The organism is Amycolatopsis oliviviridis, assembly GCF_014654365.1.
Classification (GTDB): domain Bacteria; phylum Actinomycetota; class Actinomycetes; order Mycobacteriales; family Pseudonocardiaceae; genus Amycolatopsis; species Amycolatopsis oliviviridis.
Genome location: NZ_BNAY01000006.1, coordinates 25,156 through 41,274 on the forward strand (window position 1 = coordinate 25,156; position 16,119 = coordinate 41,274).

Consider the following 16,119-nt stretch of genomic DNA (forward strand, 5'->3'; position numbering starts at 1 on the left):
TCAGGAGCGGGACTTGTACTCGCGGAGCAGGCCACGGCTGATGATGGTCTTCTGGATCTCGCTGGTGCCCTCGCCGATGAGCAGGAACGGCGCCTCGCGCATCAGGCGCTCGATCTCGTACTCCTTGGAGTAGCCGTAGCCGCCGTGGATGCGGAACGAGTCCTGGGTGACCTCGGCGCAGTACTCGCTGGCGATCAGCTTCGCCATGCCTGCCTCGACGTCGTTGCGCTCGCCGGAGTCCTTGAGCCGGGCGGCGTTGACCATCATCAGGTGCGCGGCCTCGACCTTGGTCGCCATCTCGGCGAGCTTGAACGCCACGGCCTGGTGCTCGGCGATCGCCTTGCCGAAGGTCTTGCGCTGCTGGGCGTACTCCACCGCCAGCTCGAACGCGCGGATCGCGATGCCGCAGGCGCGCGCGGCGACGTTCACCCGGCCGACCTCGACACCGTCCATCATGTAGGCGAAGCCCTTGCCCGGCGCTTCGCCGAGGACCTTGTCGGCGCCGATCTCGTAGCCGTCGAAAACGGCCTCGGTGGTGTCGACGCCCTTGTAGCCCATCTTGTCGATCTTGCCGGGGATGGTGAGGCCGGGCGCGACCTCGCCGAAGCCCTCGGGCTTCTCGACCAGGAACGTGGTCAGGTTCTGGTGGGCCTTCTCGGCGCCCTCGTCGGTCTTGACGAGCAGCGCGATCAGGTTGGAGCTGCCGCCGTTGGTCAGCCACATCTTGGAGCCGTCGATGACGTAACCGTCGTCGGTCTTGCGGGCGCGGGTCTTGATCGCGGCGACGTCGGAACCGAGGTCCGGCTCGGACATCGAGAAAGAGCCGCGCACCTCACCGGTCGCCATCCGCGGCAGGAAGTGCTGCTTCTGCTCCGGCGTCCCATGACGGGAGATCATGTGCGCCACGATGAAATGCGTGTTGATCACGCCGGAAACGCTCATCCAGCCGCGCGCGATCTCCTCGACCACGAGCGCGTAGGTCAGCAGCGATTCGCCGAGACCGCCGTACTCCTCCGGGATGGTGAGCCCGAACAGGCCCATCTCCTTCATTCCCTCGACGATGTCGGAAGGGTAGGTGTCGGAGTGCTCGAGCTCCTGCGCGCGCGGGATGACCTCCTTGTCCACGAACTGGCGGACCGTGGCCAGGATCTCGGACTGCACGTCGGTCAAGCCGGCGGTCTGGGCGAGGCGAGCCATCGCTGCTCCCTAAATTCGCGCGCACCGGGCTCCCGGCGCTGGGTTACCGGTGAGTATGACGCCTGACCGGGGACCTCGCTATGAGCGCAGTCACGCGTACACCATCCGTGCCATCGCACTACAGTGACAAGCCGATCACAGTCCGAGGGGGACGAACGTGGCTCAGCAGCCCTTTGGTGGATTCCCACCGCAACAGCAGTACGCCTTCCCGAACCAGGCCCCGGCACGGAGCAAGGACTCGGGCCTGGCGATAGCCGCCCTGATCTTTTCACTCTTCGGGCTGATCGGACTGGTGTCCGTGATCCCGGGGATCGTCTTGGGGCACGTCGCCTTCGCGAAGGCCCGGCGCGGCGAGGCGGGCGGCAAGGGCATGGCGCTGGCCGCGTTCATCGTCGGCTACCTGATCATCATCCTGTACGCCATCGCGATCCCGGTCCTGCTGAACGTGGCCGCGAAACACGGGGCGTTCCGCTGACGACTACGGTCCGAAGCCGACGAGGGGGACTCAATGACGAATCCGCACGACCCGTACGGGCAGCAACACCCTTACGGGCAGCAGCAGCCTTCCGGGCAGTTCGAGCAGCCGTACGGTCTCCAGCCGTATCAGCCTCCGCAGCAGTACTACGTCCAGCAGGCCTACGTCCGGCCGCCGGACCAGGGCATGGCGGTGGCGTCGCTGGTGTGCTCGCTGATCGGGCTGATCATGTGCTTCCCGGCGATCCTGGGGATCATTTTCGGGCACATCGCGCTCGCGAAGGCCAAACGCGGTGAAGCGGGCGGCCAGGGCATGGCGCAGGCCGGGATGATCATCGGTTACGTGATCACCGGGCTGTGGCTGATCCCGATCATCCTGTGGTTCGTTTTCGTGGTGTTCGCGGTCGGTGCCGCGGGCATCTCGTGACCCGTTCCCGGATACGGTGGGGGCCCGCACGAACCAGGGGGCCAACCGGATGAGCAGTCCCGACTCGCAGGACACACCGTCGACGTCGTCCTACACCGACTCGAACACCTTTTCGGACCCGACTTCTTCGGCTTCTTCCTCGCCCGAACCGATGTCGAGCCCGTCGCCCGCGGAACCGCAGCAGTTCCAGCCGCCGGCGCCGTTCACGCCGCCTCCGGCGTTCGAGCCGCCCGCTCCGTTCGAGGTGCCTTCGGCCGATGCCCCGGCGCCTGCTCCTGCACCGGCTCCCGTTCCCGGGCCGGATCCGGTGCCGGTGCCTGATGAGACGTACGGGCAGACCATCGACCCGCTGACCGCCGAGCCCGTCCCGCCGTCCTTCGCGGCACCGGACTCTTCGGCTCCTCCGGTGTACACGCCGACGCCTCTGCCTGCCGCGTACCCGCCGCAGCCGTACGGCCAGCCGTACAACCCGTACGCGGCAGTGGCGGCGCCGCGTTCGCAGGACAACGGGATGGCGATCGCCGGGCTGGTGTGCTCGCTCGTCGGGCTCTGCTCGTGCGTGACCGTGATCGTCGGGGTGATCCTGGGGCACATCGGGCTGGCGAAGGCGAACCGCGGCGAAGCGGGCGGACGCGGCATGGCGCTCGCGGCGGTGATCATCGGCTACGTCGTGATCGCGCTGTACGTCGGCTTCTTCGGGACGTTGATCATCTTGGGCGTCAACGGCGAACTCGATTAGCGGAGTTCGGTACCGTTTCGACGAACGCCCCAGTGCCGCCTCTGATCGCAAGCGCCTGGGGCTTCGTTACGTCTCGGACCACATGTCCCGAGCGCCACGCTGGGGACACTCACCGTCCCGAACGTGGCGCTCGCGACGTACTGCTTGATAGTCGGTACTGCACATCCAGGCAGGCGACACCGGAGCACCCTGGGCCGGGGTGGGTCCCGGCGCCCTCGCTCGCCTGAGGTACATGAAGGCCCCCTTCCTTGCGCTAGGCGCAAGGAAGGGGGCCTTCATGTACTTGGGAAGGTGTGAAGGTCGAGTTTCCTCGGCTGAGCCGAGGGAAGGGGGCCTTCACGGAACGGACTTGTGATCGACCGCAGCCACATCCAGTAGGTACCTGAGACCCGCTTGGTTAGAACCCGAATCGCCACTCACGAGCCTTGAGCCGCGTCGTCCGGTTCCCGGGGCGCCGGCGCCACCTGACCGTTGGACTCCGAAGCCTCGGGCGCTGCCTTCTTCGGCGTGTTCGCGTCCAGGAAGCGCAGCAACTCCACCGGGAACGGCAGGACCAGCGTCGAGTTCTTCTCCGCCGACACCTGCACGACGGTCTCCAGCAAGCGCAACTGCAAGGCCGCCGGGGTGTCGGCCATGGTCGCGGCCGCCTGCGAGAGTTTGTACGACGCCTGGAGTTCTCCGTCGGCCGAGATGACCCGCGCCCGCCGTTCGCGTTCGGCTTCGGCCTGCCGTGACATCGAGCGTTTCATCGACTCCGGCAGCGCGACGTCCTTGATCTCGACCCGGTCGATGTGGATGCCCCAGTCCAGCGCGGGGCTGTCGATCATCAGCTCCAGGCCCTCGTTGAGCCGTTCGCGGTTGGACAGCAGGTCGTCCAGGTCGCTCTTGCCGATGATGGACCGCAGCGAGGTCTGCGCGACCTGGCCGACGGCCGAGCGGTAGTCCTGCACGTTGACCGCGGCCAGCACCGGGTCGATGACCTTGAAGTACACGACGGCGTCCACCCGCACGGTGACGTTGTCGCGGGTGATGCCGTCCTGCGCGGGGATCGGCATCGTGACGATCTGCATGTTGACCTTCTGCAACCGGTCCGCGAACGGCACCAGCATCGCCAGCCCCGGCTCACGGATGGCCGGGCGCACCCGCCCGAACCGGAACACGAGACCGCGTTCGTACTGCTTCACCACGCGAAGGCTGGCCGCGACCCAAGCACCGCCCGCGACGGCGACCGCACTGAGAATCTCCACCACCATGGCTGCTCCCGGGGTTGTTCTCGCTGTTCACGGTACGCCCGGCGGGTCACGGGCGAAACACGGTGGACAGGCCTGCCAAGGTGGGTTCGTGACCGGTTTCAAGATCCCGCCCAAGTTCCTCGACCGCGCCGCCGAACTCGGCCCCGGGGCCGCCGAATGGCTCGACTCCCTCCCGTTCCTCGCCGAGAAGTACACCGACAAGTGGCAACTCGAGTACGACGGCGAGGCCATGCACGGTTTCGTCGGCGTCGCCCAGCCCGTGCGCCGCGCGGACGGCTCCCCCGCGATCCTCAAGCTCGGCTGGCCGCACGAGGAATCCGACGACGAGCCGCTCGCACTGTCCACTTGGGCCGGTCAGGGCGCGGTCCTGATGTACGACAACGTGTCCGAGGACGGCGTGCTGCTCCTGGAGCGGCTCGACGCGACCCGCTCGCTCGAAACGGAGCCGATCCAGCAGGCCGTCGAGACGATCGGCGCGCTGGCGCGACGGCTGGCCGTCCCCGCTCCCGAAACACTGCAACGATCCCTGCGTGACGAAGCCGCGGAGCTGGTCACCGAACTCCCGGAGACCTGGAGCGAACTGGGCGAGCCGTTCGACCGCGAGTACATCGACGCGGCGGTGGAGATCTGCGGGAACCTCGGGCCGGAAGCCGGTGAGCTGATGGTGAACGAGGACCTGCACTTCGAAAACGTGCTCGCCGGGGAACGCGAACCGTGGCTGGTGATCGACCCGAAGCCGCTTTCGGGTGACCTGGAGTTCGGCGCCATCTCGATCCTCTGGAACCGCCACGAAGAGTCCACAATGGACGACAAGATCAAGTGGTTCAGCGCGGCCGCCGGGGTCGACGCCGGACGCGCGCGGGCGTGGACGCTCGTGCGCGCGGTGCAGAACTGGACCTGGCTGTACGAAGACCTCGCCGAGGGCGCCTCGCCCGCGAGCCTCGCCGAGGACCCGGCTTACGCCGCCGTCCCCGGAATCGCCGCCTGGGCATTGCGGTGATCACACGAATCGTCGCGGGCCCCGGGAGCCGATAGCCTTCGGGCATGGCAGCCGTGAACAGGGTATTCGCAGCTCAGCTGGCCGGTTTGCCGGTTTTCGGGCCCGATGGCGAATCGATCGGCAAGGTACGGGACCTGGTGGCGGGCCTGCGCCTGGACCAGCAACCGCCGCGGATCCTGGGCCTCGTGGTCGAGCTGACGACGAGGCGCCGGGTGTTCGTGCCGATGTTGCGCGTGACCTCGATCGAGCCCAGCGCGATCACGCTCGCCACCGGTTCGGTGAACATGCGGCGGTTCCATCAGCGGCCCAACGAGGTGCTGGTGGTCGGGCAGCTGTTCGACGCGTACGCCACGCTCGCGGGTTCCGACACCAGGATCACCGTCGTCGACGCCGCCATGGAACCGACGAGGACACGGGACTGGGTGCTCGCGAAGCTCGCGATCCGCGAACGGTCGAGCAGGCTCGGCCTCGGCAGGCGGCGTTCGGCGATGCAGGTGCTGCCGTGGTCGGAGGTGTCCGGGCTGGGGCTCACCGACCTGACCGGCCAGACCCAGGGCGCGGCGCAACTGCTGATGCTGTTCGACACCATGCGCCCGGCCGATGTCGCCGCGACGGTCCGTGACCTGCCGCTGAAGCGGCGGCACGAGGTCGCCGACGCGATGGACGACGAGCATCTCGCCGACGTCATCGAGGAACTGCCCGAGGACGACCAGAAGGAACTGCTGTCCTACCTCGCCGAGGAACGGGCCGCCGACATCCTCGAAGCGATGGACCCCGACGACGCCGCGGACCTGCTGTCCGAACTGGCGCCCGCCGAGCAGAGCCGGTTCCTGGAGCTGATGGAACCCGAGGAGTCGGCGCCGGTGAAGCGGCTGCTGGAGTACTCCTCCGACACCGCGGGCGGTCTGATGACGCCCGAACCGGTGGTGCTGACGCCGGACGCGACGGTCGCGGAGGCGCTCGCGCACATCCGCAACGCGGACCTCCCGGTGGCGCTGGCGAGCATGGTGTTCGTCTGCCGTCCGCCGACCGAAACGCCGACAGGGCGCTTCGTCGGCGTCGTCCATTTCCAGCGGCTGCTGCGCGAACCACCGGCCGAGATGGTGGCGAGCGCCATCGACTCGCAGCTGCCCGCGCTGCGGCCGAACGCCACGTTGTCCGAGGTCACCCGCTATTTCGCCGCCTACAACCTCACTTGCGGGCCGGTGGTGGACGCCGAGGACCACCTGCTCGGCGCGGTCACCGTCGACGACGTGCTCGACCACCTGCTCCCGGAGGACTGGCGCGAGACCGGGCTGCACGACATCACCGGCGACATCACCGAAGAGACCGAGGAGGCCGAACGTGCCTGAACTGACGTCCGGGCGGCGGCTGGACCAGCCCCGCGGCCAGAGCCGGTTCAGGCTGAACATCGACCCCGACTCGTTCGGCCGGTTCACCGAACGGGTCGCGCGGTTCCTCGGCACCGGCAAATACCTGTTCTGGCAGACGCTGATCGTCATCGTCTGGATCGTGCTGAACCTGGTCGCGGTCTCGCTGCAGTGGGACCCGTACCCGTTCATCCTGCTCAACCTGGCGTTCTCGACGCAGGCCGCGTACGCCGCGCCCCTCATCCTGCTGGCGCAGAACCGGCAGGACGACCGCGACCGCGTCTCGCTGGACGAGGACCGGAACCGCGCCGCGCAGACGAAAGCGGACACCGAATACCTCGCGCGGGAGCTGGCGTCGCTGCGGATCGCGCTCGGCGAGGTCGCCACGCGGGACTTCCTGCGGGGCGAACTCGACCGGCTCCGTGAAGATCTTGATGCCAAGCCGCGCAAGGCCAAACCCGACCGCACCGCTACCGGTACGTAACATGGACGTGTGACCAGTACGCAGCAACTCCCCAGCGTCGACGATGTCCGCACCGCGCTGAAGGCCGTGTACGACCCGGAGATCAAGAAACCGATCACCGAACTCGGCATGGTCAAGGACGTGGAGGTCGGCTCGGACGGTGTGGTCATCGTCGGGATCTACCTGACGGTCGCCGGTTGCCCGCTGAAGGCGACGCTGACCAACGACACCACCGAAGCCGTCAAGAAGCTCCCCGGCGTCAGCGACGTCCGGGTCGAGCTCGACGTGATGAGCGACGAGCAACGCACCGAGCTGCGAAAATCGCTGCGCGGGGACGCCACCGAGCCGGTGATCCCGTTCGCGCAGCCGGGCTCGCTGACCCGCGTCTACTGCGTCGCGTCCGGCAAGGGCGGCGTCGGCAAGTCCTCGGTGACGGTGAACCTCGCGGCCGCGATGGCCGAACGCGGGCTGTCCGTCGGCGTGGTCGACGCGGACATCTACGGGCACTCGGTGCCGCGGATGCTCGGCGCGCGAGAGAAGCCGACCAAGGTCGACACCATGATCATGCCGCCGCAGGCACACGGCGTGAAGGTCATCTCGATCGGCATGTTCACCCCGGGCAACACCCCCGTGGTGTGGCGCGGGCCGATGCTGCACCGCGCGCTGCAGCAGTTCCTCGCCGACGTGTTCTGGGGCGACCTCGACATCCTGCTGCTGGACCTGCCGCCGGGCACCGGCGACATCGCGATCTCGGTGGCGCAGCTGATCCCGAACGCGGAGATCCTGGTCGTCACCACCCCGCAGCAGGCGGCCGCCGAGGTGGCCGAGCGCGCGGGCTCGATCGCGTTGCAGACGCGGCAGCGGGTCGCCGGGGTCATCGAGAACATGTCGTGGCTGGAGACGCCGGACGGTCAGAAGATGGAGATCTTCGGGTCCGGTGGCGGGCAGTCCGTCGCGGACTCGCTGTCGAAGTCGGTCGGCTCGACCGTGCCGCTGCTCGGGCAGGTCCCGATGGACCCGCGCGTGGTCTCCCACGGCGACTCGGGCACGCCGATCGTGCTTTCGGAGCCGGACGCGCCGGCGTCGCTCGTGCTCAAGGAGGCGGCGAAGAAGCTGACCGTCCGGGCGCGCGGGCTGGCCGGGATGATGCTGAACGTCACCCCCGCGGGCCGCTGACCGTCCCCCTACTTAGGCATTTAGTCCTCTGGATGCGGTACTTGCGCACGCAAGGACCGCATCCAGAGGACTAAATGCATGGGGTCGAAGGCCTGGGTCAGGTGGCGTCCGGGTCGACCGGAGGGCGTTCACCCGGCTTCAGCGGCTCGGGCTGCGAAGCCGCCGCCGGGTGGCCGTTGGGCTTCGAAGCGCCGTTGGTCCCGTTGGAACCGTTGGTGCCGTTGACGTTGTTGAGCCCCAGCGGATCCGAGTCACCGTCGAACAGGTGCTGGGTCACGACCCGCTTCGGGTCGAAGTTCCGCAGGCCTCGCAGGTCCTCCAGCGGCTTGCGCAGCTGGTCGAACTCCGGGCCCATCTCCTCACGCAGCTGCGTCTTGGCCCCGGTCGCGAAATCGCGGACCTTGCGGACGCTCTTCGCCACCCAGGCCGCCGCTTCCGGCAGCCGTTCCGGACCGAGGATGAAAAGACCCGCGACGACGATGATGAGGATCTCTCCCCAGCCGACACTCTCGAACACCCGTGTGAACCTCCGCCTCGGCGTCTTCCCCGTTCAGGGTACCCGCACGGACTCGCTAGTCCGAGGCCAGTTTCACGTCGACGACGAGTGAAGACCCATCCCGGACAAGCCGGACAGGAACCACTTCGCCGACTTCGCGCGCGCGGACCGCGACGAGCAGTTCCGCCGAGTCGCGTACCAGCCGACCAGCGACTTCGGTGATCACGTCGCCTTCCTTGATCCCGGCCGAGGCCGCGGGACCGCCGGGGGCGACGTTGCGCACCTGCGCGCCCATGGTGCTGGAACCCGCGACAGTCGACGAGGCGTTGATGCCGATGTCGGGGTGGACGACCTTGCCGTCCTTGATCAGTGTTTTCGCGATCTTCACCGCGTAGTCGCTCGGGATGGCGAAGCCGATGCCGATGCTGCCGCCTTCGGCGCTGGAGGAGCGGATCGCCGAGTTGATCCCGACCAGCGCGCCGGTCGAGTCGACGAGCGCGCCACCCGAGTTTCCGTGGTTGATCGCGGCGTCGGTCTGGATGGCCTCGTAGATCACCGGCGCGCTGCCGCCGTCGCCGCCCGCGGTCACCGGGCGGTTGAGCGCGCTCACGATGCCGGCGGTGACCGAGTTCTGCAGCGCCAGCGGCGAACCGACGGCGATCACCGAGTCGCCGACGGCGAGGTCGGCCGACTTCCCGACCTGCAGCGCGGTCAGGTTCTTGACGTCGACCTTGACCACGGCCAGGTCGGTTTTGGCGTCGGCGCCGACGACCTTCGCCTCGACACGCTTGCCGTCGAAGAACACCGCGGTGACCTTGGTGGCCGCGTCGGCCGTCGCGGCGGAGATCACGTGCTCGTTCGTGAGCACGTAGCCCTGGTTGTCGATGACGACGCCGGAGCCCTGCTGGCCGGCGTCGGCGCCGGGTTTGAACACCTCGAGCGAGACGACGGCGGGCGCCACCCGGTGGGCGATGTCCGCGATCGAGCCCGCCGGGCGTTCCTTGGCCGCGTCGGCCTCGGAGATGCTGGCCTGCCCGGTCAGTTCGGTGCCAGTGTCGGCGAACCACCAGCCGATCAGCCCGCCCGCGGCGCCGATGACCAGCGCGACGGCGGCGAGCATCGCCAGCGCCTTCGTCTGCACACGCCGCCCGAAGAGGACCTCGGGAAGGCTCAGCAGCGCACCTTGCGGGCGCTTCGCGTCCTTCTCCTCTTCCGAGTCCTGCTGCACGGCGGGCCCGGCGAGCACCGCGCCGGAGCCGGGGTCGCGCCACGGGTCCGAGGTCTTGGTCCAGAGCGGGTCCTCGGCGCCGTTCGCGGACGGTTCGGAGCCGTTGGTCCCGTGCGGCCGCTCCAGCACGACACCTTCCGCGCCCGGCGGGCGGCGGAAGGCTTCGGCGAGCGATTCCGGTGTCGGCGGTGCCAGGTTCAGATTCGGCGCGGCCTGGCCGTTCGAGCCGGGCTGGTACAGCTTGTCGAAGGCGCCGTCGACGCCGCGCGGCCTGCCGAACGTGGCCGCCTGCGCCGGATCGACGGCGGGCCGGGCCAGCGGGCGCGGCGCCAGCCGGTCCCCCGCCGGGTCACCAGGCTGCTGCGGATTCGCGTTCGGCTGCTCGGTCATCATTCCCCGGGGCTGAGATCAGGTTGGCCGGACGCGAGAGTACGCCAAGCCTCGACCTCGATTCTGCCGTGACCACGGTGAAGTGCGCGTTGATTCCCCGGAACGGCCAAGAAATGTGACACTTGAGGCAACCATGTATCACTTGTGGCAGTCTAACGGGCATGTCGGAGAACCCGGGGGCTCCTTTTCCGCCCCAGAACGCCCCTCACCACCAGCAATGGCCACAGCAACAGCAGCAGTGGCCCCAGCAGCAGGGCTGGCCGCAGCAGCCGCCCAAGAAGAAGGGCCTGTCCACCAAGGCGAAGGTCTTGCTGCTCGTCGCGGCGCTCGTCGTGGTCGGCGGCGGGCTCGGCCTGGTCTTCGTGCTGAAGGCGGCCGCCGGGCCGGAGAAGCAGGCGGGGAAGCTGACCGAGGGCGACTGCGTGGTGCTGACCGGCTCAGGCAAGGAGGCCGACGCGGTCAAGACGCCGTGCGACTCGCCTCAAGCGCCGTACGCGGTGAGCCTCACCGGCTTGAACAAGGGCGATTGGGACTGCAAAGAGGGCTTCTACAAATACGCCGTCGAGACGCCGCTGCGCGGGGAGGGCGTCGCCCTGTGCCTGGCGATCAACGCCAAGGTCGGGTTGTGCTTCGACGACATCGAGAGCAAGACCCCGCCGCCGCTCAAGGACTGCGGCTCGGCGCGGCTGAAGATCAGCGAGGTGTTCGGCCAGGCCAGCTACGTGAACAGTCCGTGCAAGGAGGGCACAGAAGAAGTGATCTCCTACTCGGCGTACGGCGCGACGCAGAAGTTCAAGAGCGCGACGATCTGCTTCGTCAAACCCTGACGAAGCGGATCAGCGAATCGACGCGGGCACGGGCACGCTCGACGTGCTCGGGCTCGGCGCGGTGCTGCGCGGCGGTTCCGGTTTGGCGCCGCCGCCCAGCTGCGCGGGCAGCAGACCGGCGTTGACGCCCTGCGGCGGCACGAGGCCGGTGTTCGGCTGCTCTTCGCTGCCGTCACCCGAGGTCGCGACCAGGGCCAGGGCGCTCAGCACCAGACCCGAAACGACGACTCCGGCGCCCTGCGCGTACTTCCGCCGGGCGAGGCCGAACCGCCCGCCGCCGAGGACGTTCGGCGACTGGCCCAGCGGCGCCGATGATCCCAACGGCGCGGTACCGCCCAAAACCCCGGTGTCACGAAGACCGGCGACCCTGTCGGGCCGCTGGATGGCCACGAGCTGGCCGTCCGCGGTCATCGCCAGGTTGTCCGGCGTGCCGGGAAGTTCGGTGTTCTGCGGGATGGAGCACAGGCTGGCCAGGAAACCCGCCGACATCGACGGGGCTCCCGCCTGCTTCACGGCCGCGACGGCCTGACGCTGCGCGGCCACCTCGGCCGCGCACGCCTGACAGCGGGCCAGGTGTGCCGAGGCACGGTCCTGGGCGCCGAGGGTCAGTTCGCCGTCCACGAAGGCGACGATGGCGTCCGGAAGCAGATGCGACTCGGGGAGTCCCCAACCTCGCGGTGCGGTCATACCCCCACCTTCGCAGACTCCTGCGCCGCGGCGCGACGACGCTCCAAAGAAACACGAAGCGCCTGGCGGCCACGGTGGATCCGGCTGCGCACGGTGCCGAGCTTGACACCGAGGGTGGCGCCGATCTCCTCGTACGAGAGGCCTTCGACGTCGCACAGCACGACCGCGGCGCGGAACTCGGGCGGCAACTCGTCGAGCGCGGCCTGCAGGTCCGGGTCGAGGTGCGTGTCCGAGTAGACCTGCTCGGGGCTCGGGTCGTCGCCGACGATGCGGTCGGTGTCCTCGGGGAGGCCTTCCATCCGCACGCGCGAGCGGCGGCGGGCCATGTCGAGGAAGAGGTTCGTGGTGATGCGGTGCAGCCAGCCTTCGAACGTGCCGGGCTTGTAGGACGCGAGCGAGCGGAAGACCCGGATGAAGGTCTCCTGCGTCAGGTCCTCGGCGTCGTGGGCGTTACCGGTCAGGCGGTATGCCAGCCGGTACACGCGGTCGGCGTGCTCACGCACGACCTCGTCCCACGAGGGCGGCGTCCATGCGGCCTCGTCCACCGTCACCGGCGTGACCTGGTCCGCGTGCTGGTCCTGCATCGTGTCCTGCATCGGGGAAGTAGGCACCTCCATCAGCGTCTTCTCCCAACTACTCCACCCAACGCGGGCGATGTGCACGGTGTTCCCGTTGTCGAGGACCAGTCTGTCCGGCCTGCTTATGTTTCTAGTGAGACTGGACTGAGAGGAGGCTGAGAAGTCGGTACCAGGGAGTCTTCGCTGATTTGTCCACAGGCAGCGCTAACCTCCGCGTGTGAATTCCGGGACGCATGCGGGCGCGGCTGCCGAGGCCGCCGACGCCGACCTCGTCGACGGGTACCTCCCCGACGACGAGGTACTGGCCTCCGCGCGGGCGCGGTCGGCCGATCTGGGGTGCGGTCCGCTGAGCGCGGGCGCGGGTGCGACCCTGCGTTTTCTCGCCACGACGCTGCGGGCGAAGGCCGTGGTCGAGGTCGGGACCGGGGTCGGAGTGAGCGGGTTGTGCCTGCTCAGAGGCATGGTCGACGACGGGATCCTCACCTCGATCGACATCGAGCCGGAGTACCACCGGGCGGCGCGGGCGGCGTTCCGCGAGGCCGGCTACCCGCCGGGGCGGACCCGGCTGATCATGGGCCGCGCGCTCGACGTCCTCCCCCGGCTCACCCCCGGCGGCTACGACCTGGTGTTCGTCGATTCGGCGCCGGTCGAGTACCCGAGTTGCTACGAGAAGGCCGTCGCGCTGCTCCGGCCCGGCGGGATACTGGCTTTCCACAACGTCTCCGGCGCCAGGGTGACCGATCCCTCACGACGCGATCCGGACACGCTCGCGCTGCGCGAGGTCGCGCGGGCCTTCCGGGAGGACGAACGGCTGGTCCCGGCGCTGCTGCCGGTGGGCGGCGGGCTGCTGGTCGCGGCCATCGCGTAGCAAGGGACCTTTGCTATCGCCGGGGGCTGAAGGACGCTTTCCCCACGTCCGACGCGGCGAAGGACGCTTTCACCCCGTGCGATGCGGGGAAAGTCCCCTTCAGCCGCGTCCCGGCCACCACGGCCACCGCGGCGAGGGCCAGCCAGCCGGCGGTGAGCACGATCAGCCAGGTCCAGCCGGAGTGCCCGTAGACGGTCGCGCCGACGGCACCGCCGATGCTGCTGCCGAGGTAGTACGAAAGCGTGTAGAGCCCGCCCACCTGGCCGCGGGCGTTCTCGGGGGCCTCGGCGGCGGCCCAGCCGTTGGCGACGGCGTGCGCGGCGAAGAACCCGCCGGTCAGCACCACGAACCCGGCGACGACCAGGGGCAGCGAGTCGGAGAGCGTCAGCGCGGCGCCGCCGATCGTGAGCAGCAGAGCGCCGGCGAGCGACCGGCGGCGGCCGAACCGGCCGACGAGCTTGCCCGCCGTCGCGGACGAGACAGAGCCCATCGCGTAGGCGAGGAAGACGAGCGACGCGATCGCGGGCGAGAGGTTCAGCGGCTCCCCGGTCAGGCGGAACCCGGCGGCGTTGTACAGCGCGACGAACGAGCCCATCGCGAGCAGTGCGACCGCGTACTGGACCAGCAAGACGGGTTTCCGAACCGCGGCCCCGAGGCCCGCCAGCACCGCTCGCCCTTGCTCGCGCAGCCGCTCTGACCTGGGACGATCCGCGGAAGTGATAGCAAAGGTCCCTTGCTCCCCCGGCGGCAGCGCCAGCACCGTGACCACGGCGCAGACCAGCCCGATCACCGCGACCACGATCAGCGCGCCGTGGTAGCCGAACGGGCCGGCGGTGAAACCGGCCGCGAGCCGCCCGATCATGCCGCCGACGGTGTTCCCGGCGATCATCGCGCCCACCGCCGCCGCGAGCCCGGCCTTGCCGAGCCGTTCCGCGAGGTAGGCCGCGGCCACTCCGGGGAACCCCGCGATGGCGACCCCTTGCAGCGCCCGCAGCACGAGCAGCGCCGGGTAGCTCGGCGCCAGCGGCAGCAGGAAACCGAACACGACCGACGCGACCACCGAAGCGACGATCACCGGACGCCGTCCCACGACCTCGGACAGCACCGCGATCGGCAGCACGGCGATCGCGAGCGCGCCGGTCGCGACGCTCACCGCGAGCGAGGCGCCACCGGGGTCGAGGTGGTACTGCTCCGCCAGCTGCGGCAGCACCGGCTGCGGCGCGTAGAGCAGGGCGAACGAGGAGATCCCGGCCGCGGCGACGGCGATCGTCACGCGGCGGGTGGTTCCGGTGGCAGGCACGATCTTGAAGCTAAGCCTAGCTAAACGATACGTCTAATACGATCATCTGCCACAATCGATACCGTGCTGAATGAAAGGATGACCGCCCAGCTAGCCCCTCAGCTCGCGCTGCTCACCGCACTGCGCCGCACGACGAACGTCACACGCGCGGCCGAACTGCTCGGCGTCCCGCAGCCCACGGTAAGCCGCCGGATCTCCGCGCTCGGCGAAGCTCTCGGCGCCCCGCTGACGGTCCCCGACGGCCGCGGCATCCGGCTCACCCGGGCCGCCGAACTGCTGGCCGACGCCGCCGAACGCGCGCTCGCCGACGTCGACGCCGGGGTCCGCCAAGCCCGCGAAGAGGTCGACCCCGAATCCGGGCACGTCGTCCTCGGCTTCCTGCACCTGCTCGGCCGGTCGCTGGTCCCCACCCTGCTCCGCGGCTACCGCGCGGACCATCCGGGCGTCCGGTTCACCCTGGTCCAGGGCTCACGGCAGGACATGGTCGACAGGCTGACCAGCGGGGAGCTCGACCTCGCGCTGCTCGCGCCCGCCCCCGTCGACGACCCGCTGCTCGACACGGCCGTGCTGTCGGAGCAGGAGATCTTCCTCTCCGTTCCGACGTCACACCGCCTCGCCGACCGGGAATGCGCGGCCATCGAAGACCTCAAGGACGAGGAATTCGTCCTGCTCGAAACCGGCTACGGCCTCCGCACCATCACCGACGAACTGTGCGCCGCGGCCGGCTTCGCACCGAAGATCGCCTTCGAGGGCCAGGAGTCCGACACGGTCCGTGGGCTGGTCGCGGCCGGGCTCGGGGTGGCGCTGCTCCCCCGGTTCGAACCCGGCAGCCCGGCGGGCGTCGCCGAAGTCCCGCTGGTGCCGTCGGTCGGGCGGACGATCGGGCTCGCGTGGCGCAAGGACGTCGTCCTGCCGCCCGCCGTCCTGCGGTTCCGGGAACAGGTCCGCGCTCAGCGGTGGTGACGATCGACAGGGGTGCTCCTTGACGAAGGTGCAAGGCGGCACGGCCATCGGTTTCGCTAACTTTGGGTGAATGTACGACGACATCGTGGAGATGGCGGGCGAGAGCCCCAGCTGGCTTCAGGCATCAGGCGTCCTGTTCACCGACGCGGGCATGCTGATCTTCGCCGCCTTGATGGTCTGGGTCGTTTGGCGGGCTCGCACCTCGCCCACCCGGCTCGCGGTGTCACTGCTGGCGCCTGCCGCCGCGGCGATCGCGTACGTGATCAGCGAAGGACTGAAGAGCGTGATCCGCGAGGACCGGCCGTGCCGGGGCCTCGTCACCCTCGTCGACTGCCCGGCGGTCGGCGACTGGTCCTTCCCGAGCAACCACTCCACGGTCGCCGCGGCGGCCGCCGTCGGCCTGGCACTCGCCTGGCGGCGACTCGCGCCCTGGGTACTCCCGGGCGCCCTGCTGATGGGCTTCTCACGGGTGTTCGTCGGCGCGCATTACCCGCACGACGTGCTCGCCGGACTCGTCCTCGGCTCCGTGACGGCGTGGCTCGTCTTCCGGTACCTCTCCGGCCCCGCGACCAGGATCGCCCGCCGGCTCACCGCGCATGCCGGGGACGCGCCGACCCAGCCCATGCCCAGGGTGCGCCCGCGCGGCGATAGCAAAGGTCCCTTGCTACCGCCCCGCAGGTGAA

18 protein-coding genes are annotated in these 16,119 nt (G+C 69.3%); 11 read left to right on the top strand and 7 right to left on the bottom strand.

The features are described 5' to 3' along the window. Positions 1-1,197: an acyl-CoA dehydrogenase family protein gene (locus IE302_RS25250; protein WP_191256971.1), complete on the bottom strand. Its 1,197-nt coding sequence runs from the start codon at positions 1,195-1,197 to the stop codon at positions 1-3. 157 nt (positions 1,198-1,354) lie between these two features. Between IE302_RS25250 and IE302_RS25255 the strand changes: the two genes are divergently transcribed. Genes IE302_RS25255 through IE302_RS25265 form a run of 3 tightly spaced genes read left to right on the top strand, consistent with a single transcriptional unit; the run spans position 1,355 to position 2,837 of the window. Continuing rightward, complete coding sequence (locus IE302_RS25255; RefSeq protein ID WP_191256972.1) at positions 1,355-1,672, top strand: DUF4190 domain-containing protein; 318 nt, start codon at positions 1,355-1,357, stop codon at positions 1,670-1,672. Positions 1,673-1,705: 33 nt separating this feature from the next. Further along, on the top strand, positions 1,706-2,098 hold the full coding sequence (locus IE302_RS25260; protein WP_191256973.1) for a DUF4190 domain-containing protein: 393 nt from the start codon (positions 1,706-1,708) through the stop codon (positions 2,096-2,098). Positions 2,099-2,147: 49 nt separating this feature from the next. Further along, complete coding sequence (locus IE302_RS25265) at positions 2,148-2,837, top strand: DUF4190 domain-containing protein (protein WP_191256974.1); 690 nt, start codon at positions 2,148-2,150, stop codon at positions 2,835-2,837. A gap of 416 nt (positions 2,838-3,253) precedes the next feature. Here IE302_RS25265 and IE302_RS25270 read toward each other — a convergent pair whose 3' ends face one another. Further along, positions 3,254-4,090, bottom strand: coding sequence for a slipin family protein (locus IE302_RS25270; RefSeq protein ID WP_191256975.1), 837 nt, complete (start codon positions 4,088-4,090; stop codon positions 3,254-3,256). 88 nt (positions 4,091-4,178) lie between these two features. Here IE302_RS25270 and IE302_RS25275 point away from each other — a divergent pair, with 88 nt between their 5' ends. The 4 genes from IE302_RS25275 to IE302_RS25290 are packed head-to-tail and all read left to right on the top strand — an operon-like array spanning position 4,179 to position 8,099. After that, entirely contained in the window at positions 4,179-5,090 is a 912-nt protein-coding gene (locus IE302_RS25275) for an aminoglycoside phosphotransferase family protein (protein ID WP_191256976.1), read from the top strand. A 44-nt stretch (positions 5,091-5,134) separates the two neighbouring features. Then, a complete protein-coding gene (locus tag IE302_RS25280; protein ID WP_191256977.1) occupies positions 5,135-6,442 on the top strand; it encodes a magnesium transporter MgtE N-terminal domain-containing protein in 1,308 nt (435 codons plus the stop codon). Continuing rightward, entirely contained in the window at positions 6,435-6,944 is a 510-nt protein-coding gene (locus IE302_RS25285) for a DUF1003 domain-containing protein (RefSeq protein ID WP_191256978.1), read from the top strand. The genes IE302_RS25280 and IE302_RS25285 overlap by 8 nt, the downstream gene beginning before the upstream one ends. 9 nt (positions 6,945-6,953) lie before the next feature. Next, entirely contained in the window at positions 6,954-8,099 is a 1,146-nt protein-coding gene (locus IE302_RS25290; RefSeq protein ID WP_191256979.1) for an Mrp/NBP35 family ATP-binding protein, read from the top strand. A gap of 97 nt (positions 8,100-8,196) precedes the next feature. On the opposite strand, the gene tatB is transcribed toward IE302_RS25290, so the two are convergent. Together tatB and IE302_RS25300 are read right to left on the bottom strand one after the other, a co-directional pair. Next, the gene (gene tatB, locus IE302_RS25295) at positions 8,197-8,616 is read right to left on the bottom strand and encodes a Sec-independent protein translocase protein TatB (protein WP_191256980.1); all 420 of its coding nucleotides are present in this window, start codon (positions 8,614-8,616) and stop codon (positions 8,197-8,199) included. 55 nt (positions 8,617-8,671) lie between these two features. Further along, a complete protein-coding gene (locus IE302_RS25300) occupies positions 8,672-10,213 on the bottom strand; it encodes a S1C family serine protease (protein WP_191256981.1) in 1,542 nt (513 codons plus the stop codon). A 161-nt stretch (positions 10,214-10,374) separates the two neighbouring features. Here IE302_RS25300 and IE302_RS25305 point away from each other — a divergent pair, with 161 nt between their 5' ends. Beyond that, a complete protein-coding gene (locus IE302_RS25305) occupies positions 10,375-11,040 on the top strand; it encodes an LppU/SCO3897 family protein (protein ID WP_191256982.1) in 666 nt (221 codons plus the stop codon). A 9-nt stretch (positions 11,041-11,049) separates the two neighbouring features. On the opposite strand, the gene IE302_RS25310 is transcribed toward IE302_RS25305, so the two are convergent. Further along, positions 11,050-11,727: a zf-HC2 domain-containing protein gene (locus IE302_RS25310; protein ID WP_191256983.1), complete on the bottom strand. Its 678-nt coding sequence runs from the start codon at positions 11,725-11,727 to the stop codon at positions 11,050-11,052. Next, positions 11,724-12,344, bottom strand: coding sequence for an RNA polymerase sigma factor SigE (gene sigE, locus IE302_RS25315; RefSeq protein WP_039917094.1), 621 nt, complete (start codon positions 12,342-12,344; stop codon positions 11,724-11,726). The genes IE302_RS25310 and sigE overlap by 4 nt, the downstream gene beginning before the upstream one ends. Positions 12,345-12,522: 178 nt before the next feature. Between sigE and IE302_RS25320 the strand changes: the two genes are divergently transcribed. Beyond that, positions 12,523-13,173 carry an O-methyltransferase gene (locus tag IE302_RS25320; RefSeq protein WP_191256984.1) on the top strand — a complete coding sequence of 217 codons (651 nt, stop codon included), beginning with the start codon at positions 12,523-12,525 and terminating at the stop codon, positions 13,171-13,173. 13 nt (positions 13,174-13,186) lie between these two features. Here the strand turns inward: IE302_RS25320 and IE302_RS25325 are convergent, their stop codons facing one another. Continuing rightward, on the bottom strand, positions 13,187-14,446 hold the full coding sequence (locus IE302_RS25325; RefSeq protein WP_191257377.1) for an MFS transporter: 1,260 nt from the start codon (positions 14,444-14,446) through the stop codon (positions 13,187-13,189). Between the two features lie 105 nt (positions 14,447-14,551). Here IE302_RS25325 and IE302_RS25330 point away from each other — a divergent pair, with 105 nt between their 5' ends. Together IE302_RS25330 and IE302_RS25335 are read left to right on the top strand one after the other, a co-directional pair. Further along, positions 14,552-15,436 (top strand): LysR family transcriptional regulator, encoded by an 885-nt coding sequence (locus IE302_RS25330; RefSeq protein ID WP_191256985.1) that lies wholly within the window; start codon positions 14,552-14,554, stop codon positions 15,434-15,436. A 70-nt stretch (positions 15,437-15,506) separates the two neighbouring features. Beyond that, positions 15,507-16,118, top strand: a complete 612-nt coding sequence (locus tag IE302_RS25335) for a phosphatase PAP2 family protein (RefSeq protein ID WP_191256986.1) — start codon at positions 15,507-15,509, stop codon at positions 16,116-16,118. Position 16,119 lies beyond the last annotated feature (1 nt).